Origin of the sequence: Streptomyces sp. NPDC057697, from assembly GCF_042799335.1 — a bacterium.
GTDB lineage: Bacteria > Actinomycetota > Actinomycetes > Streptomycetales > Streptomycetaceae > Streptomyces.
The window spans coordinates 1-18,349 of the sequence record NZ_JBHVJA010000008.1; the positions used below are offsets into that span (position 1 = coordinate 1).

The 18,349-nt window shown below is 69.9% G+C and carries 14 protein-coding genes and 1 pseudogene; 5 read left to right on the plus strand and 10 right to left on the minus strand.

Going from position 1 to position 18,349, the window contains the following annotated elements:
• A pseudogene (locus ACFVFH_RS20940) lies at positions 1-372 on the minus strand (electron transfer flavoprotein subunit alpha/FixB family protein); the annotation flags it as partial.
• Between the two features lie 94 nt (positions 373-466).
• Positions 467-1,252: an electron transfer flavoprotein subunit beta/FixA family protein gene (locus tag ACFVFH_RS20945; protein WP_383770790.1), complete on the minus strand. Its 786-nt coding sequence runs from the start codon at positions 1,250-1,252 to the stop codon at positions 467-469.
• A 145-nt stretch (positions 1,253-1,397) separates the two neighbouring features.
• Between ACFVFH_RS20945 and ACFVFH_RS20950 the strand changes: the two genes are divergently transcribed.
• Entirely contained in the window at positions 1,398-2,087 is a 690-nt protein-coding gene (locus tag ACFVFH_RS20950; RefSeq protein WP_383771524.1) for a TetR family transcriptional regulator, read from the plus strand.
• A 102-nt stretch (positions 2,088-2,189) separates the two neighbouring features.
• Positions 2,190-2,570, plus strand: a complete 381-nt coding sequence (locus tag ACFVFH_RS20955) for a Zn-ribbon domain-containing OB-fold protein (protein WP_383770792.1) — start codon at positions 2,190-2,192, stop codon at positions 2,568-2,570.
• Between the two features lie 123 nt (positions 2,571-2,693).
• On the opposite strand, the gene ACFVFH_RS20960 is transcribed toward ACFVFH_RS20955, so the two are convergent.
• The 7 genes from ACFVFH_RS20960 to ACFVFH_RS20990 all read right to left on the minus strand — a co-directional run bounded on the left by ACFVFH_RS20960 (position 2,694) and on the right by ACFVFH_RS20990 (position 11,628).
• Positions 2,694-3,695: an NAD(P)H-dependent flavin oxidoreductase gene (locus ACFVFH_RS20960; RefSeq protein WP_383770794.1), complete on the minus strand. Its 1,002-nt coding sequence runs from the start codon at positions 3,693-3,695 to the stop codon at positions 2,694-2,696.
• Positions 3,688-5,850: a 3-hydroxyacyl-CoA dehydrogenase NAD-binding domain-containing protein gene (locus tag ACFVFH_RS20965; RefSeq protein WP_383770797.1), complete on the minus strand. Its 2,163-nt coding sequence runs from the start codon at positions 5,848-5,850 to the stop codon at positions 3,688-3,690. Before ACFVFH_RS20965 ends, ACFVFH_RS20960 begins: the two co-directional genes overlap by 8 nt.
• A gap of 37 nt (positions 5,851-5,887) precedes the next feature.
• Positions 5,888-7,096: an acetyl-CoA C-acetyltransferase gene (locus ACFVFH_RS20970; protein WP_383770801.1), complete on the minus strand. Its 1,209-nt coding sequence runs from the start codon at positions 7,094-7,096 to the stop codon at positions 5,888-5,890.
• Positions 7,097-7,212: 116 nt separating this feature from the next.
• A complete protein-coding gene (locus ACFVFH_RS20975) occupies positions 7,213-8,376 on the minus strand; it encodes an acyl-CoA dehydrogenase family protein (RefSeq protein WP_383770804.1) in 1,164 nt (387 codons plus the stop codon).
• 101 nt (positions 8,377-8,477) lie between these two features.
• A complete protein-coding gene (locus ACFVFH_RS20980; protein WP_383770806.1) occupies positions 8,478-9,530 on the minus strand; it encodes an NAD(P)-dependent alcohol dehydrogenase in 1,053 nt (350 codons plus the stop codon).
• Complete coding sequence (locus tag ACFVFH_RS20985) at positions 9,527-10,006, minus strand: DUF4334 domain-containing protein (RefSeq protein ID WP_383770809.1); 480 nt, start codon at positions 10,004-10,006, stop codon at positions 9,527-9,529. The genes ACFVFH_RS20980 and ACFVFH_RS20985 overlap by 4 nt, the downstream gene beginning before the upstream one ends.
• Positions 10,003-11,628 (minus strand): succinic semialdehyde dehydrogenase, encoded by a 1,626-nt coding sequence (locus ACFVFH_RS20990; RefSeq protein ID WP_383770812.1) that lies wholly within the window; start codon positions 11,626-11,628, stop codon positions 10,003-10,005. The genes ACFVFH_RS20985 and ACFVFH_RS20990 overlap by 4 nt, the downstream gene beginning before the upstream one ends.
• Positions 11,629-11,902: 274 nt before the next feature.
• Between ACFVFH_RS20990 and ACFVFH_RS20995 the strand changes: the two genes are divergently transcribed.
• A complete protein-coding gene (locus tag ACFVFH_RS20995; protein WP_383770814.1) occupies positions 11,903-13,111 on the plus strand; it encodes an oxygenase MpaB family protein in 1,209 nt (402 codons plus the stop codon).
• Between the two features lie 69 nt (positions 13,112-13,180).
• On the opposite strand, the gene ACFVFH_RS21000 is transcribed toward ACFVFH_RS20995, so the two are convergent.
• Positions 13,181-14,347 carry a TetR/AcrR family transcriptional regulator gene (locus tag ACFVFH_RS21000; RefSeq protein ID WP_383770817.1) on the minus strand — a complete coding sequence of 389 codons (1,167 nt, stop codon included), beginning with the start codon at positions 14,345-14,347 and terminating at the stop codon, positions 13,181-13,183.
• Between the two features lie 223 nt (positions 14,348-14,570).
• Here ACFVFH_RS21000 and ACFVFH_RS21005 point away from each other — a divergent pair, with 223 nt between their 5' ends.
• A complete protein-coding gene (locus ACFVFH_RS21005; RefSeq protein WP_383770819.1) occupies positions 14,571-16,127 on the plus strand; it encodes an AMP-binding protein in 1,557 nt (518 codons plus the stop codon).
• Between the two features lie 1,135 nt (positions 16,128-17,262).
• A complete protein-coding gene (locus tag ACFVFH_RS21010) occupies positions 17,263-17,895 on the plus strand; it encodes a polymorphic toxin type 44 domain-containing protein (RefSeq protein WP_383770821.1) in 633 nt (210 codons plus the stop codon).
• Positions 17,896-18,349 lie beyond the last annotated feature (454 nt).

Here is an 18,349-nt window from a genome sequence, read left to right on the forward strand (position 1 = left end):
ACCCCCCTCACCCGCCTCCAGATCCACCGCGTCCGTGATGACCCCCGAACCGATCCGCACCGCCAGCCGCGCAGCGACCTCCCTGCCCTCCGCCGACGACGGCACCAGCACCGCCACCGGCGACACCGCCTCCACCGCCGCCTGCAACGCATCCACCTTCGGCACCACCAGATACTCACCGAACTCCGGCGCCTCCGCCGTCAGCACCCGCACCGCACCGTGCTCACCCAGCACCCCCGCCGTACCCGAGGCACCCGCACCCACCGCGACAGCCACCGGCTCACCCACCCGACGCGCCAGCGCCAGCAACTCCAGCGTGGGCTTGCGCACCGCACCGTCCACGTGATCGACAAAAACCAGAACTTCAGCCATGGGACTTCAATCTCCTGCGACTAGCGAAGAAACAGAGGAAGACAGACAGAGACAGGAACCAGAGAACGAGAGGGGCACGGAGCCCCCGGGGGGCTCAGATGAACTTCTGGCCCGCGAGGAACTCCGCCAGCCGGCGCCCGCCCTCACCCTCGTCCTTCACGATCGTGCCCGCCGACCGCGCCGGACGCTCCGCCACCGCATCCACCACCGACCACGCACCCGCCAGACCCACCTCGCCGGCCCCCACCCCCAGATCATCCAGATCCCACGACACCACCGGCTTCTTCTTCGCCGCCATGATCCCCTTGAACGACGGATACCGCGCCTCACCCGACTGGTCCGTCACCGACACCACCGCGGGCAACGACGCCTCCAGCGACTCCGACGCCGCATCACCATCACGACGCCCCCGCACCACACCACCCTCCACCGACACCTCGGACAACATCGTCACCTGCGGCACACCCAGACGCTCCGCCAGCACCGCCGGCAACACCCCCATCACCCCGTCCGTCGACGCCATCCCACACACCACCACGTCGAACCCGGCCTTCTCCACCGCCTTCGCCAGCACCAACGACGTACCCATCACATCACTGCCGTGCAACCCCTCGTCCTCGACATGCACCGCCCGGTCCGCACCCATCGACAACGCCTTGCGCAACGCGTCCCCGGCATCCTCCGGACCCACCGTCAACACGGTGACCTCCGCCTCGTCCGCACCCTCCGCGATCTGCAACGCCTGCTCCACCGCGTACTCGTCCAGCTCCGACAACAGACCGTCCACATCCTCACGGTCCACCGTCAGATCATCGGCGAAACGCCGGTCCCCCGTGGCATCGGGCACGTACTTCACGCAGACAACGATCCTCAAGCTCACGCCGGCTCTCCTACCTGGGTGTGGTTCGTAAGGACGACCTTATGGTACTCAGTACCCTCTGTAAAGGAACCTAGTGCCATATACGGCCTTCCGGTGCTACGTTCCCGGCATGACTGACGCGCGCAGACCAGCCAAGAAGGCCCCGATGCGGGAAGTGCTCGCCCAGGCGGCCTTCCAGCTCTTCCTGGAGCGGGGCTTCGAGCAGACCACGGTGGACGACATCGTGGCGCGGGCCGGGGTCGGACGCCGTTCGTTCTTCCGGTACTTCCCCTCGAAGGAGGACGCCGTCTTCCCGGACCACGAACGGTGCCTCGCCGACATGACCGCGTTCCTGGCGGAGGCCGGCGACGCCGAGCCGGTGGACGCGGTGAGCGACGCGGCCCGGCTGGTGCTGCGGATGTACTCCGCCGACCCGGAGTTCTCCGTCCAGCGGTACCGGCTCACCCGGGAGGTGCCCGGACTGCGCACCTACGAACTGTCCGTGGTGCGGCGGTACGAGCAGACGCTGGCCGGCTATCTGCGCGGGAGGTACGGCACGTCGGACGACGGGGCGCTGCGCGCCGAGGTGATCGCCGCTTCCGTGGTCGCCGCGCACAACAACGGGCTGCGGACCTGGCTGCGTTCGGGCGGCGAGGGGGACGCGGAGGCGGCCGTCGACCACGCCCTGGGAATGGTGCGCCGGGTGTGGGGGAGCGGGGCCTCCGGTGGTGCGGCCGCACCACCGGCCGAGGGTGACGTGGTGGTGATGGTCGCCGCGAAGGGGGCTCCGATGTGGCGCGTCGTGCAGCAGGTCGAGGCGGCCATCGGGCAGGGCCGACCCCCTCGTACGGCATGATCTGGCACTGAGTGTCTTTACTGTTCGGCACTCAGTGCCCTATGGTGCGGACGCGCCGACGCGCAGGTGCGGCGCATCCGAGCCGAGCGCAGGGGGTCGAACGTGTCCCAGTCATCGAATGGCACCGTGCAGGCGGTGCACGAGGAAGCCGGCCTGAACTACCACCGGTGCCGCTGGTGCGGCACGGCCTCCTTCCGCAGGCTGCTCTGCCCGGTGTGCGCGTCGAGCGACCTGAAGCCCGAACACAGCGCGGGGCTGGGCGTCGTGGTGAGATCCGGTGTCGTCCATCGCTACACGGAGGCCGCGCGCAACGAGTCCCTCGTCCGCCTCCCCGAGGGCTTCGTGTTCCGCTGCCGGGTCGTGGGCGCGGCCCCGCACCGGGTGTCGGTCGGGGCCCGGGTGCGCCCCGTCGCCGTGGAGGATCCGGCCGCCGGGGAAGTGGTCTTCGAGCTCTGCGAGCCGCCGGGCGACGACTGGCTCTGAGGGGCGCGCCCCGTACGAGGGCGGGCGGATCCGGGAGTCCGGACAAGTGCCGTTCGCCGTACGGCAGTCGGCGGCACGAGGGCCCGGTTCGCCCCGCCCGTGCCGGCCGGGGCGGGGCCCCGGTCAACTGCCGGCGAACTGCCCGGTCACCCGCGTCAGTACGTCGTACGCCTCCCGGACGATCCGCTCGACCAGATGCCCCGCCGGCGCGATGTCGCGCACCAGCCCCTGGGACAGGCCCACGGACCAGATACCGGCTTCGGTGTCGCCGCCCTCGAAGACCCTGCGTCCGCGAGTACCGGCCACCAACGGCTGGACGTCGGGGAACGCGCCGCCGTCCGCCAGGATTGCGACGACCTCGTCGCTGACCGAATTGCGTGCTACCCGGGCGGTGTTCCGCAACTCGCGGAAGATGAGGCGAGTGTCGAGTTCCGACGCCTCGACGATCCGCCGCTTCACCGCTTCGGCCACCGGCGCCTCGGCCGAGCAGAGGAAACGCGTGCCCATATTGACCCCGTCCGCGCCGAGCGCGAGCGCGGCCGCGAGCCCGCGGCCGTCGCAGAAGCCGCCCGAGCCGATGACCGGGACCGTCAGCGCGTCGACGGCGGCGGGGATCAGTACCAGGCCGGGGATGTCGTCCTCACCGGGATGCCCCGCGCACTCGAATCCGTCGATCGATACGGCCGCGACGCCGAGTCGTTCGGCCTTGACGGCGTGCCGGACGCTCGTGCACTTGTGGATCACCTTGACGCCGTGCCCGGCGAAGAACTCCAGATGCGGTTCGGGACTCGCACCCGCGGTCTCGACGACCGTCACACCGGAGTCGACGATCGCACGCCGGTACTCGTCATAGGGCGGTGGCGTGATCGTCGGCAGGATCGTGAGGTTGACCCCGAACGGCTTGTCGGTGCGTTCGCGCGTACGCGTGATCTCCCGTGCGAGGTCCGCCGGAGTGGGCTGGGTGAGCGCGGTGACGATCCCCAGCCCGCCGGCCTCGGAGACGGCGGCCGCCAGTTCGGCCGTGCCGACCCACATCATCCCGCCCTGGACGACGGGGTACGTGATTCCCAGGAGATCCGTGAGCCTGGTCCGCAGTCGGACACCGTCCGGAGCGCGCTCACTCAAGGATCTCACCCCGCTCGGCGCGCTCCACCAGCGACGCGGACGGCAGGAACCGGTCGCCGTAGACCGAGGCGAGTTCCCGCGCCCTGTCCACGAAGCCCGGAAGACCACCGTCGTACTGATTGACGAACCGCAGGACACCGCCGGTCCAGGCCGGGAAGCCGATGCCCTGGATCGAGCCGACGTCGGCGTCGGTCACGCTCGTCAGCACCCCCTTGTCGAGACAGTCGACGGCGTCGAGGGCCTCCGCGAAGAGCATCCTCTCCTGGAGGTCCTTCACCGGCAGCACACACCGGCCCGAGCCGTAACGGTCACGGACGCCCGGCCAGATGCCGAGCCGCTTTCCGGACGCGTCGTAGTCGTACCAGCCGGCGCGCTCACGTCGCCCGACTCGTCCCTGCCCGATCATCCAGTCCACGACCGCTTCCGAGGGGTGGGCCACCCAGGTCCTGCCCTCGGCCTCCTCGGCGGCACGGGTCTCGACGCGGATCCTCTGGGTCAGTGTCAGGGTGAGTTCGTCCAGAAGCTGAAGCGCGCCCGCCGGATAGCCGGCCTGGAGTGCGGCCTGCTCGACGCTCGCGGGTTCGACGCCCTCTCCGACGGCGGCGACCGCTTCGGCGATGAAGCAGCCGATCACCCGTGAGGTGAAGAAGCCGCGCGAGTCATTGACGACGATGGGGGTCTTGCCGATCTGCCGGACGAAGTCGAAGACCTTGGCGAGCGTCTTGTCGCTGGTCCGCTCGCCGCGGACGATCTCGACCAGGGGCATCCTGTCGACCGGACTGAAGAAGTGGATACCGATGAAGTCGCGCTCGCGCGCCACCCCCTCGGCCAGCAGGGTGATCGGCAGGGTCGACGTGTTGGATCCGAGCACCGCGTCGGGATCCACGATCTCCTGGATCTGCTGAAAGACCCGTTGTTTCAGCGGCACCGACTCGAAGACGGCCTCGATGACGATGTCCACTCCGGCGAAGTCGGCGGGATCCTCCGTGGTCCGGATCCGGTCCAGGAGCGCGCGGGACCGCTCCGGAGTGGTCCTGCCCGCCTCCCGTGCCCTGGCTTCCAGACCGCGGGCGTGCTCCTTGCCCTGCTCCGCCGCTTCGAGCGTGACGTCCTTGAGGACGACGTCGATGCCGGCCACGGCACTCGCGTAGGCGATGCCCGCGCCCATCATCCCGGCACCGATGACGCCGACCTTGCGTGCCGTGAAGCGCTCGGAGACCTCCGGCCGGCTCGCGCCCGCGTTGATGTGCCGCACATCGAAGAAGAACGCGTTGATCATGTTCTTGGTGACCTGATGGCCGAGCAGGCTGACCAGGTACCGGGTCTCGATCAGCGAGGCCGTGTCGAAGTCGACGTGGGCCCCCTCGACGGCGGCGGCCAGGGCCGCGCGCGGTGCGGGCACCGGCGCCCCCCTGGTCTGCTTGCGCAGCAGGCCCGACAGGGCGGGCAGGGTCGCGGCGACACCCGGACTGCGCACATCGCCCCCCGGAAGCCGGAAGCCCTCGGCGTCCCAGGGCTGCACCGCCTCCGGATGCCCGGCGATCCAGGCCCGCGCCCGCGCCTCGGCCTCCTGGGGGTCCTCGACGACCTCGTCGATCAGCCCCAGCGCCAGAGCCGCCCGGGGGCGGAACCTCCGCGCGGGCAGGATCACCTCGGACAGCGCCCTGTGCAACCCCAGCATGCGGACGGTACGGGTGATCCCGCCGCCGCCGGGGAGCAGCCCGAAGCTCACTTCCGGCAGCCCGATCCAGCTGTCGGGCGTGTCGACGGCGATCCGGTGGTGGGCGCAGAGGGCGACCTCCAGCCCACCGCCCAGAGCGGTGCCGTTCAGGAGTGCGACGACCGGTCTGCCCAGGCGCTCCAGCCTGCGCATACAGCCCTTCATCCGGTTGATGTAGGCCGTCTCCTCGGCGGCCCTGTCGGCACCGACCGTGCTCAGCCGGTGCAGGTCGCCTCCCGCGAAGAAGGTCCGCTTGGCGGACACGAGCAGCACTCCGGCGATCTCGTCCCGCTCGGCCTCCAGACGTGGGACGGACTCCTCCAGTCCGGTCATGAAGGCGTCGTTCATGGTGTTGACGGACGAGGACGGGTCGTCCAGGAGAAGGGTGACGACTCCGTCGGCGTCCCGTACGTAGGTGATGGCGGATTCGGACATGTCGGTGGCTCCCTTTCGGTGCGCGGTGGTCCGGGCGTCAGAGGCGTTCGATCACGGTGGCGATGCCCATCCCGGCACCCACGCACAGCGTGACCAGGCCCCGGCGTCCGCCGGTGCGTTCCAGCTCGTCCAGCACGGTGCCGAGGATCATGGCCCCGGTGGCGCCCAGCGGGTGCCCCAGCGCGATCGCCCCGCCGTTGACGTTGACCTTCTCGTCGGGGACCTTGAGATCCCGCTGCCATTTCATGACGACCGCGGCGAACGCCTCATTGAGCTCGAACAGGTCGATGTCGTCGGTCGTCAGCCCCGCCTTCGCCAGCGCCTTCCTGGTCGCGGGGGTCGGCCCGGTGAGCATGATGGTGGGCTCCGCGCCGGTGACGGCGGTCGCCACGATCCGGGCGCGGGGGACGAGCCCGAGTCGCTCGCCGGCCTTCTGGTTCCCGATCAGGGTCAGCGCGGCGCCGTCGACGATGCCCGAGCTGTTGCCGGCGTGGTGGACGTGGTGGATCCGCTCCAGATGGTGGTACTTCTGCAGCGCGACCGCGTCGAACCCCGCCTGGGCGCCGACGGCGGCGAAGGAGGGGGAGAGGGCCGCGAGGCTCTCCACGGTGGTGCCGGGGCGGCGGTGCTCGTCGTGGTCGAGCAGCAGCACGCCGTTGAGGTCGCGCACGGGCACGACCGATGCGCCGAACCGCCCTTCCCGCCAGGCGGTCCCGGCGCGTTCCTGCGAGCGGGCGGCGTAGCGGTCGACGTCCTCGCGGCTGAAGCCCTCGATGGTCGCGATCAGGTCGGCGCCGATGCCCTGGGGCACGAAGTACGCGTCGTACGCGGTCGTGGGGTCCTGTGCGTAGGCGCCGCCGTCCGAGCCGATCGGCACCCTGGACATCGATTCGACACCGCCCGCGAGCACGAGGCTCTCATAGCCGGAGGCGACCTTCTGGGCCGCCAGGTTGACGGCTTCCAGCCCCGAGGCGCAGAAGCGGTTGACCTGCACACCGGCCACGGTGTCCGGCAGCCCGGCGACCAGGGCGGCGGTGCGGGCGAGGTCACCGCCCTGTTCGCCCACGGGAGAGACGACCCCGAGCACGATGTCGTCGATCAGCTCCGGGTCGAGGGCGGGGTTGCGTTCGCGGATCGCGTGGATCAGGCCCACGACCAGGTCGACGGGCTTGGTGCCGTGGAGGGCGCCGCCGCGGTTCTTGCCGCGTGGCGTCCGGACGGCGTCGAAGATGTAGGCGTCGGACATGACGCCCCCTTTCTCGGGACGGGACGTGCCCGGAAGGAGCCGGGTACCGGTGCGCGGGACGCGCGGGGCTCGACGGGAGAGGGCTCACGGAGTACGCGGAGGGAGAACCGCGGGGGCTACAGGCCCAGGTCGCGGCCGACGATCTCCTTCATGATCTCGGTGGTGCCGCCGTAGATGGTGGTGATCCGCGAGTCGAGATAGTCGTGGGCGATGCGGTATTCGAGCATGTAGCCGTAGGCGCCGTGGAGTTGCAGACACCGTCCGACGATGTCGACGTAGTGCTCGGTGGCCCAGAACTTCGCGGACGCCGCGTCCACCGCGGTGAGTTCTCCCCGTGCGTGCCGGGCGAGCAGGTCGTCCAGGTACGCACGGCCCACCCGGGCCGTGGTGACCATCTCGGCCAGTTGGAAGCGGGTGTTCTGGAAGGAGCCGATCGGCCGGCCGAACGCCTCGCGTGCCCTGACGTGGTCCAGGGTCCGCTCCAGCACCCCCTCGACGGAGGCCATGGCGTTGGCGGCGATCGAGATGCGTTCCTGCGGGAGGTTGTGCACCAGGGACGTGAACCCGGTGCCCTCCTCGCCCAGCAGGTTGGCGACGGGCACCCGCACGTCCTGGAAGTACAACTCGCTGGTGTCCTGCGCGTGCAGCCCGACCTTCTCCAGGTTGCGGCCCCGGGAGAATCCCGGCCGGTCGGCCTCGACGACCAGCAGGCTGATCCCGCCGTGGCGGTCCGGACCGGTCCTGACCGCGGTGACGACGAGGTCGGCGTTCTGACCGTTGGAGATGAAGACCTTGCTCCCGTTGACCACGTAGTCGCCCCCGTCGCGAACGGCGGTGGTGATGATGCCGGCCAGGTCGCTGCCCGTCCCGGGCTCGGTCATCGCCACCGCGACGACGAGTTTCCCCGCCGCGATGCCCGGAAGCCAGCGGGCCTTCTGCCGGTCGTCGGTCAGACCGGTGAAGTAGGGGACCACGATGTCGTTGGAGAGCGTCACCGCGGCGAGGCCGTCCGCCGCGGGGTGGCGGGAGAACTCCTCACCGATCACCGCGTTGAAGCGGTAGTCGGTGACACCGGTGCCGCCGTACTCCTCGGGGATGTTGAAGCCGAGGATTCCCGCCCTGGCGGCCTCCTCGAAGAGCTCTCGGCCGACCTTGCCCTCGGCCCGCCAGCGCTCGGCGTGCGGAGCGGCGTGCTTGTCGGCGAAGGCGCGGGCCGTCTCCCGGAGCAGTTCGTGTTCTTCCTCGTAGAGCGACCGCTTGGCGGAGATCACACCGGTCATCAGAACTCCTGACTCAGATCTGGGGGTGGGAGAAGAAGGAGACGCGCGGGGTGGGAGAAGAAGGAGACGTGCGGGGTGGGAGAGGAAGGAGACGTGCGCGCTCAGCCGCCGGGGAGCAGCACCGGCTTGACCGTCAGACCGGCCCGTTGATCGGCCACCGCCCGGTCGAGGCCGGCCAGCGGATAGGTGGTCACCAGGAGGTCGAGGGGCAGCCGGCCGCGCCGGTAGCGCCGGATCAGATCGGGGACGAGCACGGCGGGGTCGGCGTCGCCCTCGACGCAGCCGCGGACCTGGAGCCCGCGCATCATCAGGGAACGCACGTCGAGGGAGACCTCGGTGGGACCGAGCCCCACCAGGGCGAGCGCACCGCACGGCCGGAGCAGTTCGAGCGCGCGGGCGATCGCCTCCGGCCGGCCCGTGGTGTCCAGCGCGTGGGTCACCGACGGCATCGGCCCGTCCAGCGAGGCGACGACCGCGGCACCGCACCGCTCGGGGAGCGTGCGCCGGAACGGGACCGGCCCGGCCACCACGACCTCCACGCCCTCGGAGAGCGCGACGAGCGCCGCGACCGTTCCCACGCCCCCGGCGCCGATGACCAGGAGACGGTCCCCGCGCCGGGGGCGCAGGACATTGAGCACCGCGCCCGCTCCGGTCAGGAACCCGCAGCCCAGAGGCGCGGCCACCTCCGGGGGTACGTCACCGACGGGCACGCAGGAACGGGCGCCGGTCAGCGCGGCGGTGGCGAAGGAGGACTGGCCGAAGAAGGAGCCGAAGACCGGCTCTCCCCGTACGCGTATCGTCGGCGAACCGTCGAGACGGCGTCCGGAACCGTTGAGCGCGGTGGCCCAGGCGCAGTACCCCGGAAGGCCGGAGCGGCACGGGGGGCATCCGCCGCACGAGGCGAAGGAGACCACGACCCGGTCCCCCGCCGAGAGCCCCTCGACGGCCGAACCCAGGTGTTCGACGGTGCCGCACCCCTCGTGGCCGAGGACGGCCGGGCGCCCGCCGAGCCCCTGCCGGGTGACGAGATCGGTGTGGCACAGACCGACCGCCTCGATCCGGACGATCACCTCGTCGGACCGCGGCTCGTCCAGTTCGGCATCGACGAGTTCGCTGGGGGCGTCGCCGCGCGACAGCACGGCGGAGACCTTCATTCGCGCTCCAGGCCGAAGTAGAGGAGGTGACCGCCGGCGGACACCGCGGCGGCCTTGCCGTTCATCACGCCCAGGAGGGTGGTGTCGTCCACCCGCTTGAAGTGGTCGAACACGGGCATGCCGTCGTACACCATGGTGGCGGTCACCTCGCCACGGAACTCGATGTTCCAGAGACTGGCCTCGCCCCGGCCCGCCGCGGTGTCGGAGCGGAGACCACCGTCGTCCGCGCGGCAGATCAACGGTTTGGCGTCGTCCAGCGAGACGAACCGCTTGCCGTGCCACCGGCTGCGGGCGAGCACCCGCTCGACGGGGTGGCCGGTCGGGAAGACGAAGCCCCGCCAGGAGCCGAGGATCGACGAGGCGTCGACCGGCGCGAGGTCGGCCCACAGGGCGTCGAGCGCGTCCGGGGCGACCGGGCCCGTCGCGGTCCGCAGCGCGTTCCACCGCTCCCGTACGGAAGGCGTACCGCCGCTCATCGCACACGCAGCCGGCGCAGCAGGGCCAGTTGGCCGTTGGTCCGGCGTACGAAGTTCCGCGCCGACCGTCCGGGCGGGGGCCCGAGCGGGATGAGGCGCTGGACGGCGACCGTCTGGGTCTCGGTGTACTTGCGGATGCCCTCCGCCCCGTGCCGGCGTCCGAGCCCGCTGTCGCCCATACCGCCCATCTCGGCTTCGACACTGCCCGCCGCGGCGGCCGCCCCGTCGTTGATGTTGACCGATCCGCAGCGCAACCGCCCGGCCATCCGGGCGGCCTCGCGGGTGTTCCTGGACCAGATCGACGCGGACAGGCCGTACGCCCCCTGGTTGGCCAGGCCCAGCGCCTCGTCGTCGGTGGCGTACCGGTGGAGGGAGACGACCGGTCCGAACGTCTCCGTGGCGCAGACGCTCATCTCCGGCGTGACGCCCCCGAGGACCGTGGGTTCGTAGAACAGCGGCCCGATGTCGGGACGCGCCCGGCCGCCCGTGAGCACCTCGGCCCCCTTGGCGACGGCGTCGTCCACGTGGGCCTCGACCGCCGCGAGCTGCGCCCGGGAGATCAGCGAACCGAGGTCGTAGCCGTAGTCGTAGGACCTTCCCAGCCGCAACGACCGGGTCACGCGGACCAGTTCGTCGCGGAAGGCGTCGTACACCTTCTCGTGCGCGTAGACGCGTTCGACGTGGATGCACATCTGCCCGGTGTTCGTGAAGGCGGCCACGGCCGTGCCGGCCGCCGCGGCGGCGACGTCGGCGTCCTCGCGCACGATGAGCGGGTTCTTGCCCCCGAGTTCGAGGCAGGCGCCGATGAGCCGCCGGGCGGCGCGTTCGGCGACGGTACGTCCGGTGGCGGTCGATCCGGTGAAGCAGGCGAAGTCGACCGCGTCGACCAGGGCCGTACCCACCACGGCGCCGTCTCCGGCAACGATCCGCCACAGCTGGGGCGGGAGCCCCGCCTCGTGCAGCAGGGCGCGCGTCCAGAGCAGGGTCAGCGGGGTCTGGGGGTCGGCCTTGGAGACCACGCCGTTCCCGGCCAGCAGGGCCGGGAGCACATCGCCCGCTCCCAGGTAGAGCGGGTAGTTCCACGGGGAGACGACCCCGACCACGCCTCTGGGGATCCGCGACTGCCCGACCCTGGTCAGCCCCGGGACCATCCCGCGCACCCGGCGGGCGGCCAGATACCGGCCGGCGCGGCGTGCGTAGTGCCGGGCGAGGGTCGCGACCTGCGCCACCTCCTGCCAGGCGTGGTACCGGGCCTTCCCCGTCTCCCACTGGATCAGGTCGAGCACCTGGTCCTGCCGTTCGAGGAGCAGGTCGTGAAAGGCGAGCACGATCTCACCGCGACGCGCCAACGGCGTTCGCGCCCACCGCCGCTGGGCGGCGGCTGCCGCGGCTGCCGCGGATTCGACGTCCCGCGGAGCACAGGAGGGAACGGTCGCGACCGGCGACAGGTCGAACGGCGCGAGCGAGGTCAGCGGTTCCGCCGCGCACGGTTGCGGGGACGTCTCGTCCCGGTGCACCCAGGCGCACCACCGGCTGATCAGTTCGTCGGTCACCCAAGGGGGCCGGGAGTCGGCGCGCACCCCGGGTGAAGGCGCGTCCATCGGGTCCTGCTCCGTGCTCATGGGAGCTCCTAGGGAGGGGGCCTGGCAGGTGAGTGGGTCCGGTCGCCCGTGTGCCGTCCGGGTCCGCGGCACCTGCTCAGCCGGTGGGACGGAGGGGCGCGACGAGGCGGTGCGGAGCGGGCGTTTTGACGCGTGCACAGGTCTTGCCGACGACTGGACGCATCGTTATGTTAATCAAAAATCACACCGCAGGACAACCTTGCGCTCGGCTCGAAGTCCTTAAGCCATAAGCCCGTTCAAGGTCGAGTCCCTCGCGTGGAAGGTGGACAAGTAAATGGAAGATCTCACCCGAAGGCGTGCCATGTCGATCGGCGCCGTACTTGGTCTCGCGAGCGTGACGAGCATCCCGAGCGCCTGGTCGTGGTCCTCCGCGGGCTCGATCGCCCGGACCGACACGGTCGCCGACCCGTTCCAGGTCTGGGATCCGGTCGCGGACGACATCGCGGCGCGCCTCCTCGCCGACGGATCGATCCCCTCGGTCAACGAGGCCTGGAGTTCCTGGGTCTGCAACAAGGACGCTCTGCCGTCCGGCATGCCCGGCTATCTGACCGACTACCTGAGGGAGGCCAATCAGCTCCCCTCCTGGGCCGATCCCGGGCTGCTCGCCGCGTCCGAGAAGCTCTACAAGCGTCTGAACAGCTACCTGTTCGTCTCGGAGAGCCTGGGCAGCGGGATCCTCAGCACCGTGATCCCGCGCGAGGCCAGGGCGGTCTACTGGTCGGCCGGCGGCGCCGACATGAAGGACCGCGCGGCCAAGACCTTCACCTTCGGGTACGACCTGCACAGCCCGACGGCCTGGCAGCCCTCGGGGCACTTCGTCGTGAGCGCCAACAAGACGCGCCTGGTGCACTCGGTGGTCCGCAACCTGCTGGTGACCTCGAAGCGTTTCATGGACACCGCGGACCAGCCGAAGCCGATCAGCAACGGCGACATCCTGGTCACCTTCCACTCCGTGGCCACCGTCGCGTACAACAACCTGAAGAAATGGGGCGTCAAGCGATCGGCCGGCGAAGAGGCCGCCGACCTGCACGCCTGGCAGGTCGCCCTCCATCTGCTCGGTGTGCAGCACCAGTTCATCCCCGCCGACTGGGCCGAGGCGCGGCGCCAGGCCGACCAGATGCTGTGGCCGGTCGTCTCGCCGACGGCCGAGGGCATCAACCTGGCCAGGACGCTGATCGGGTACATCGAGGACGCGACCCTGGGCCTGACCACCGGGTTCGTCAACGAGATGGTCCGGTACCTGATCGGTGACACGTACGCCGACTGGCTGGGCCTGCCGCGCGACTGGGTGTCCCGGGGCCTGATCAGGGTGGCCTGGCCGGTGTACGTCGCGTTCCGGGAGGGGCTCTCGCCCATCGTCCCGGACGGCATCTACCTGTTCGACCAGTTCGTGCGCGGCGTCGCGATGATGTTCCTGAACAACGGGACCTCTCCGACGCAGACCCCGATCGTCCTCCCCGCCGCCAACCGGCCGGGGGCCTGAGCCGGTCCGCTCCGCTGCGGAGGTCCCGCGGCCGCCGCGGCGGGGCGCGGGGTGCGACCGGCCCGGGGGCTATCCCAGGCCGAGCGCGGCGATGACCAGGGCGGTGACGGCCTCGCGGTTCTCGGGGGTGTCCCGCCAGCGCAGTACGCGGCCGGTCTCGACCACGACGCCGAACCCCGCGTGTACCAGCAACCGCGCCTGCCGCGGATCCAGCTCCGGTCGTACGGACAGCAGTTGCTGTTCCCATACGGTGATGTGGTCGCGCTGCGCGCGAATCAGCGGCCGGCGCAGGGTGTCCGGCAGACCGACGATCTCGGCCTCGGCGACGCCGGTGAGTGCGGTGTGCTCGAAGCTGTAGGCCACGTAGGTGGCCGCCAGCGCGCTCAGGGCCTCGCGCGGGTCGTCGGTGCCCGCGAGGCTCCGGTCGACCGCCTGGGTGAGCAGGTCCGCGGCTTGCAGGCAGGCTGCCACCAGGATGTCCGTCTTGGTGGGGTAGTGCCGGTAGATCGCGGACGGCACCAGTCCGACCGCCTCCGCGATCTGCCCGTTGGTGACCTTGGCGAACCCGTCCCTCGCGAACAGCGGGATGGCGGCGGCCAGGATCTCCGCGCGCCGTGTGCGGGGCACCGGGCGGGCGGGCGGCTCGACGGAGCCCGGTCCGTCCGCCGCCGCGGCGGGGTCGGCGGCGGCCACGCGCAGGGCGGACGCCAACAGGGCGTTCTCGGCCCGGCGCTGGGCGATGGAGACATGATGCATCGTGATGGACCCGATCACGCCGAGGGCCGACACGGCACACAGCTCGGCCGACGCTGTCGGGTGCTCGCGGCGTACCGCCTCGGTCGTCCTTCCCACCAGGCGCGCGAATTTCGCCCGCAGGATGCGGCGGTCCTCGTCCTCCAGGTAGCGGGCCTCCCACCGGTACAGTCCGCTGGAGGCGCGATGGGTCACGGCGACATGGGTGACGGCGCGCAGCAGATCCGCCAGGCCCGCCTCGGGCGGCACCTCGTCCAGCACTCCGGCCAGCCGGTCCACCATCGTGTGCGCGCACTCGGCGAAGAGGGCGTACTTGTTGGGGAAATGCCGGTACAGGGCCGCCGCGCTGATGCCCACCCGGGCGGCGATCTCCTCCATGGACGCCGCGTGGTACCCGCGCTCGCTGAACACGCGGCCGGCCGCCTCGGAGATGAGCTGCCTGCGGTTGCGTGGCCGCGCGGCCGCGAGCGGATCGGCGCTCACCGGAGGAGCGAGGTGTACGGGGGCAGGGCCATGCGCGCAAGTCAATCACAGGGCGCTCCGCGGTCGGCAGGTGCCGGGAGGGCGGGCCGGGCAGCGCGTGGCCCGCCCTGCCCACCCATGTGATTTTTGATTAACAAAACTCTTCTTGGGCGGCTGTTCCGCAGGCATAATGTCGCCCATCCTCCACCCCCTCTTCGCCTCTAGAGCAAGGAGTGGCATGCCCATGGATACGGCTCCCGCCTGGTCCTTCCGTCACCACTGGATGGCACACGCGGCCACCCACGCGATGATGCGGCCCGACAGGCCCGCCCTGCGCCACCTCGGGGTCACCACGACCTGGGCCCAGCTCTCCGGGCGCTCGCTGCGACTGGCGGCCGCGCTCGCCGGCCGGGGTGTGCGCGAGGGGGACAGGGTGGCCATGCTCACCCTGAACCACCCGTGGTTCGTGGAGAGCGTCTTCGCCGCGAACAGCCTGGGCGCCATCGCCGTCCCGCTGAACTTCCGGCTCGCGCCGCCGGAACTCGACCACATCCTGTCGGACTGCACCCCGTCCGCGATCGTGGTCGACGCCCAACTGCTGCCCCGGCTCCGGGACGTGCCCGCCGCCGAGGCCATCGGCACGGTGGTCGTCATCGGCGGGCCGGTCGACGGCACCGGACGGTACACCGCCTACGAGGACTTCCTGGCCGGGCACCCGCCGATGGAACTCCCGGACATCCCCGAGGAGTCCACCGCCCTGATCATGTATACGTCGGGGACCACGGGGCGGCCGAAGGGGGTGATGCTCTCCCACCGCAACATGCAGGTGCAGGCGATCACCTGCATCCAGGCGATGGACATCTTCGACGACTCCGACATCGGCTTCCTCACCGCCCCGTTCTTCCACATCGCGGGGCTCGGTTCGATCGTCGCCAACATCCTGGTCGGCGGCACGGTCGTGATCCACCCCCTCGGGGCCTTCGACCCCGGGGCCGTGCTCGACGCCTACGAACGCGAGGGCGCGACCATCGTGTTCAACGTGCCGCAGCAGTGGGACCTGATCTGCGCCCAGCCCGGCATCGGCGAACGCGACCTGAGACTGCGGGTCATCAGCTGGGGGGCCGCCCCCGCGAGCGACGCGACCCTGCGCGCCATGAGCGAGAGCTTCCCCGGGGCGTTGAACGTCGCGGTGTTCGGACAGACCGAGACCTCGCCCATCACCTGTGTCCTGCGCGGCGAGGACGCGCAGCGCAAGCTGGGATCGGTGGGCCGGCCGATCCCGACCCTCCAGTACCGCGTCGTCGACGCGGACATGAACGACGTACCGGCCGGTGGGATCGGGGAGATCGTCTACCGCGGCCCCACGGTGACCCAGGGGTACTGGAACAAGCCCCGGGAGACCGCGGCGGCCTTCGAGGGAGGGTGGTTCCACTCCGGTGACCTGGTCAAGCAGGACGACGACGGATTCGTCTGGGTCGTCGACCGCAAGAAGGACATGATCATCAGCGGCGGCGAGAACATCTACTGCGCCGAACTGGAGAACGCCATCGCCGAGCACCCCTCGGTGGCCGAGATCGCGGTGGTGGGCCGCTCCGACGAACGCTGGGGGCAGGTGCCGGTCGCGTACGCCACCTTGGCACCCGGGGCCACCCTGTCGCTGGCCGGACTCACCGGCTTCCTCGGCGGGCGGCTGGCCTCCTACAAGATGCCCAAGGAGCTGGTGGTGGTTCCCGCGCTCCCGCGCAACGCCGGAGGCAAGGTGATCAAGGGCGAGCTGCGCCGGGGCGGGACCGAAGCGTGAGGACCACCCCGGCCGGAGTGCACCGCCGCCTCGCGCACGCGGTCGGGGACGGGGCCGTGGCCCGACGCGCGACGAGTCCTGAACGACGCCGCCACGCGCGGTACGGGGACGGGCCGCCCGGCGCCTCGTCCCCGTACCGTCCCGCTCCGTCCCGCACGGGTTCCCGTACGGAGGCACACCCGCGCCCCCGTCCTCGGGAGCAGGAAAGCCGACGGCGGCCCTCGCCGGGCGGCGGGCAGCCATGGCCGGCCATCTCCCCTGTTCCCCGGCCCCAGTTCATGCCGGAGGCGCGCAGGAGAGGGCGCGCGGCGATCGATAGTCTTCCCGGGGGATCGGGAGAAGGGGCCCGACGCGGACTCCCCGCATTCCCCCCCACAGGACCGGCCCCGAGTGCTCGGCATCCGGGCCGGTGCACGCAAGCAGCGAGATGAGAGACCCCGTGTTCACGACCCGACCCACTCTCCAGGGCACTTTCGGCACGAAGTTGTCCACCTGGTGGCGCTGACCTGCATCGATGCGGCTGTGCCCACCCCTGACCTGCGCAGATAAATCTTTCAGCGTCTTTCGGGATCGTGCTGCGTTACGCGGTCGAGTCTCCCCACGCGCTCCCCAGGACCGTCGATACTCCCCAGATTCTCCCCAGGAAGTGACGTTGCGGCGGGCCTGGTGGCGCGGGACTTCATGCCGCCAGGGGCGCTGCCAAGGGAACGTTGAGTGACTGCCTGCGAGGGCAGGGCAGAAGCCTGGCGCCGAGCGGATGAACGAAAGGCGTGAGTCTGACTCTGCCTGAGCAGGCTCAAGTTCGAACCCGCCGTCGGAAGTCGATGTCTTTCCGATGACGCATCATGTGGAGTGCGTCGCCATCCTGGAACCGGCCGCGAAGGGCTCCTGAACTGCGGTTTTGCCCGTGCGCATTATGTGCGGGGTGGGCGTTACGGGCGATATCTTGACGCTGAATGACGCTCGTTCTGATGGAGTGTCAGGCTCACGTCGGGCGGGTCAGGCGGAGTCAACGCGCGGGGACTCCCGCTGCTGACGGGTCAACGGTACCTGGGCCTACCACTCCACCCAAACCTACACGCTGCCCGCCCCCTTCACGGGCTTCAGCGGCGCCAGCGGGATCCTCACCATCACCGTGAAAAACGACGGCGGGAAAGTCTCCCAGAAAATCACCTACAAGAAGGGCCCTGAGCCCAAGCCAGAGCTCAAGAAGGGTGAGGACCTATTCGCCCAGATCGAAAGCTACATGTACGACGAGCTGACCCGTAATGCACATTCCAACGATGTCAAATCAATCCAGGGTCTGCTGCGACCTCACGCTTGGTGCGATTACCTGGGCGGTCGGGACATGGGGAAGGACTCGGTGGCGGCCTTGGTCATATGGGGCGCCAAGGTCTGCCCCAAGGTATGCGAATGGGACCACAAGTCGAAACTGGATAAAAAGTTCAACCTTTCCAAGAACGGCTATTTCGCCGACGTCCCGGGCGCTGACTACCAAGTCTTCTACGACATGTGGTCGAACGTCCACTATGGATATGTCGGCCGGGCCGCAGGCATCGACTCCAAGACTCTCGTCGAAGGGGCCTCCATCTCTGATCCAATCCTCGTTGGTGAAGATGACCCGGGTGACCACATGACGATGCAGGCAGGAGTCGATCTCTTCGATCAGTATGGCCTTGGATTGACCCGTCAGCAGTTCCGCACCTCCATCGTCGACCTGGTGGGGGAGATGCATGAAAAGGGGACGAATCAGGTGAAGAAAAAGTAATGAGATACCTGCCCGGCCCGTTTGTCACGGGTCGGGCAGGTGCCGCCGGTCAGGGTACCTTTACTGGGCGGTAAAGTGGCGATTATGCGGCTGAGGATTTTTCCGGAGTCAAGAATCTTGGGGGAATGCATGGGCGGGCGACGACTTCACGGATGCCTTGGGGTGGCAGTGGGGCTCGGCCTCGCGGTATTTGCTGCAATGCTTCTCGGCAGAGCGTTGAGTGCATGCGACGCAGGCGTCAACAATACGGCGAACGGCACTTTTCTACTCTTCCTCTTCATTCCGTGCCTCTGGGGCCTTCTGGTCTTGAGTTGGGTAGTGGTGGGAGTTTTTCTGGGGAAACGGCCACTCTTCTATGTTGTCGCCCTCATAGTGATACTCTTTGTCCTGTGCTGGTGTGCTGTCTCCCTTTTCTGGAGCGGTGCCACGTACGAATGTCCCAGCGGTGTGCCCT

Bases quoted from the DNA above. Each gene is read 5' to 3' on its own strand.
- ACFVFH_RS20990 (WP_383770812.1), bottom strand. From the start codon at position 11,628: ATGAGCACGGAGCAGGACCCGATGGACGCGCCTTCACCCGGGGTGCGC.
- ACFVFH_RS21005 (WP_383770819.1), top strand. From the start codon at position 14,571: ATGGATACGGCTCCCGCCTGGTCCTTCCGTCACCACTGGATGGCACAC.
- ACFVFH_RS20950 (WP_383771524.1), top strand. From the start codon at position 1,398: ATGCGGGAAGTGCTCGCCCAGGCGGCCTTCCAGCTCTTCCTGGAGCGG.
- ACFVFH_RS20965 (WP_383770797.1), bottom strand. From the start codon at position 5,850: ATGTCCGAATCCGCCATCACCTACGTACGGGACGCCGACGGAGTCGTC.
- ACFVFH_RS20985 (WP_383770809.1), bottom strand. From the start codon at position 10,006: ATGAGCGGCGGTACGCCTTCCGTACGGGAGCGGTGGAACGCGCTGCGG.
- ACFVFH_RS20970 (WP_383770801.1), bottom strand. From the start codon at position 7,096: ATGTCCGACGCCTACATCTTCGACGCCGTCCGGACGCCACGCGGCAAG.
- ACFVFH_RS20995 (WP_383770814.1), top strand. From the start codon at position 11,903: ATGGAAGATCTCACCCGAAGGCGTGCCATGTCGATCGGCGCCGTACTT.
- ACFVFH_RS20980 (WP_383770806.1), bottom strand. From the start codon at position 9,530: ATGAAGGTCTCCGCCGTGCTGTCGCGCGGCGACGCCCCCAGCGAACTC.
- ACFVFH_RS20975 (WP_383770804.1), bottom strand. From the start codon at position 8,376: ATGACCGGTGTGATCTCCGCCAAGCGGTCGCTCTACGAGGAAGAACAC.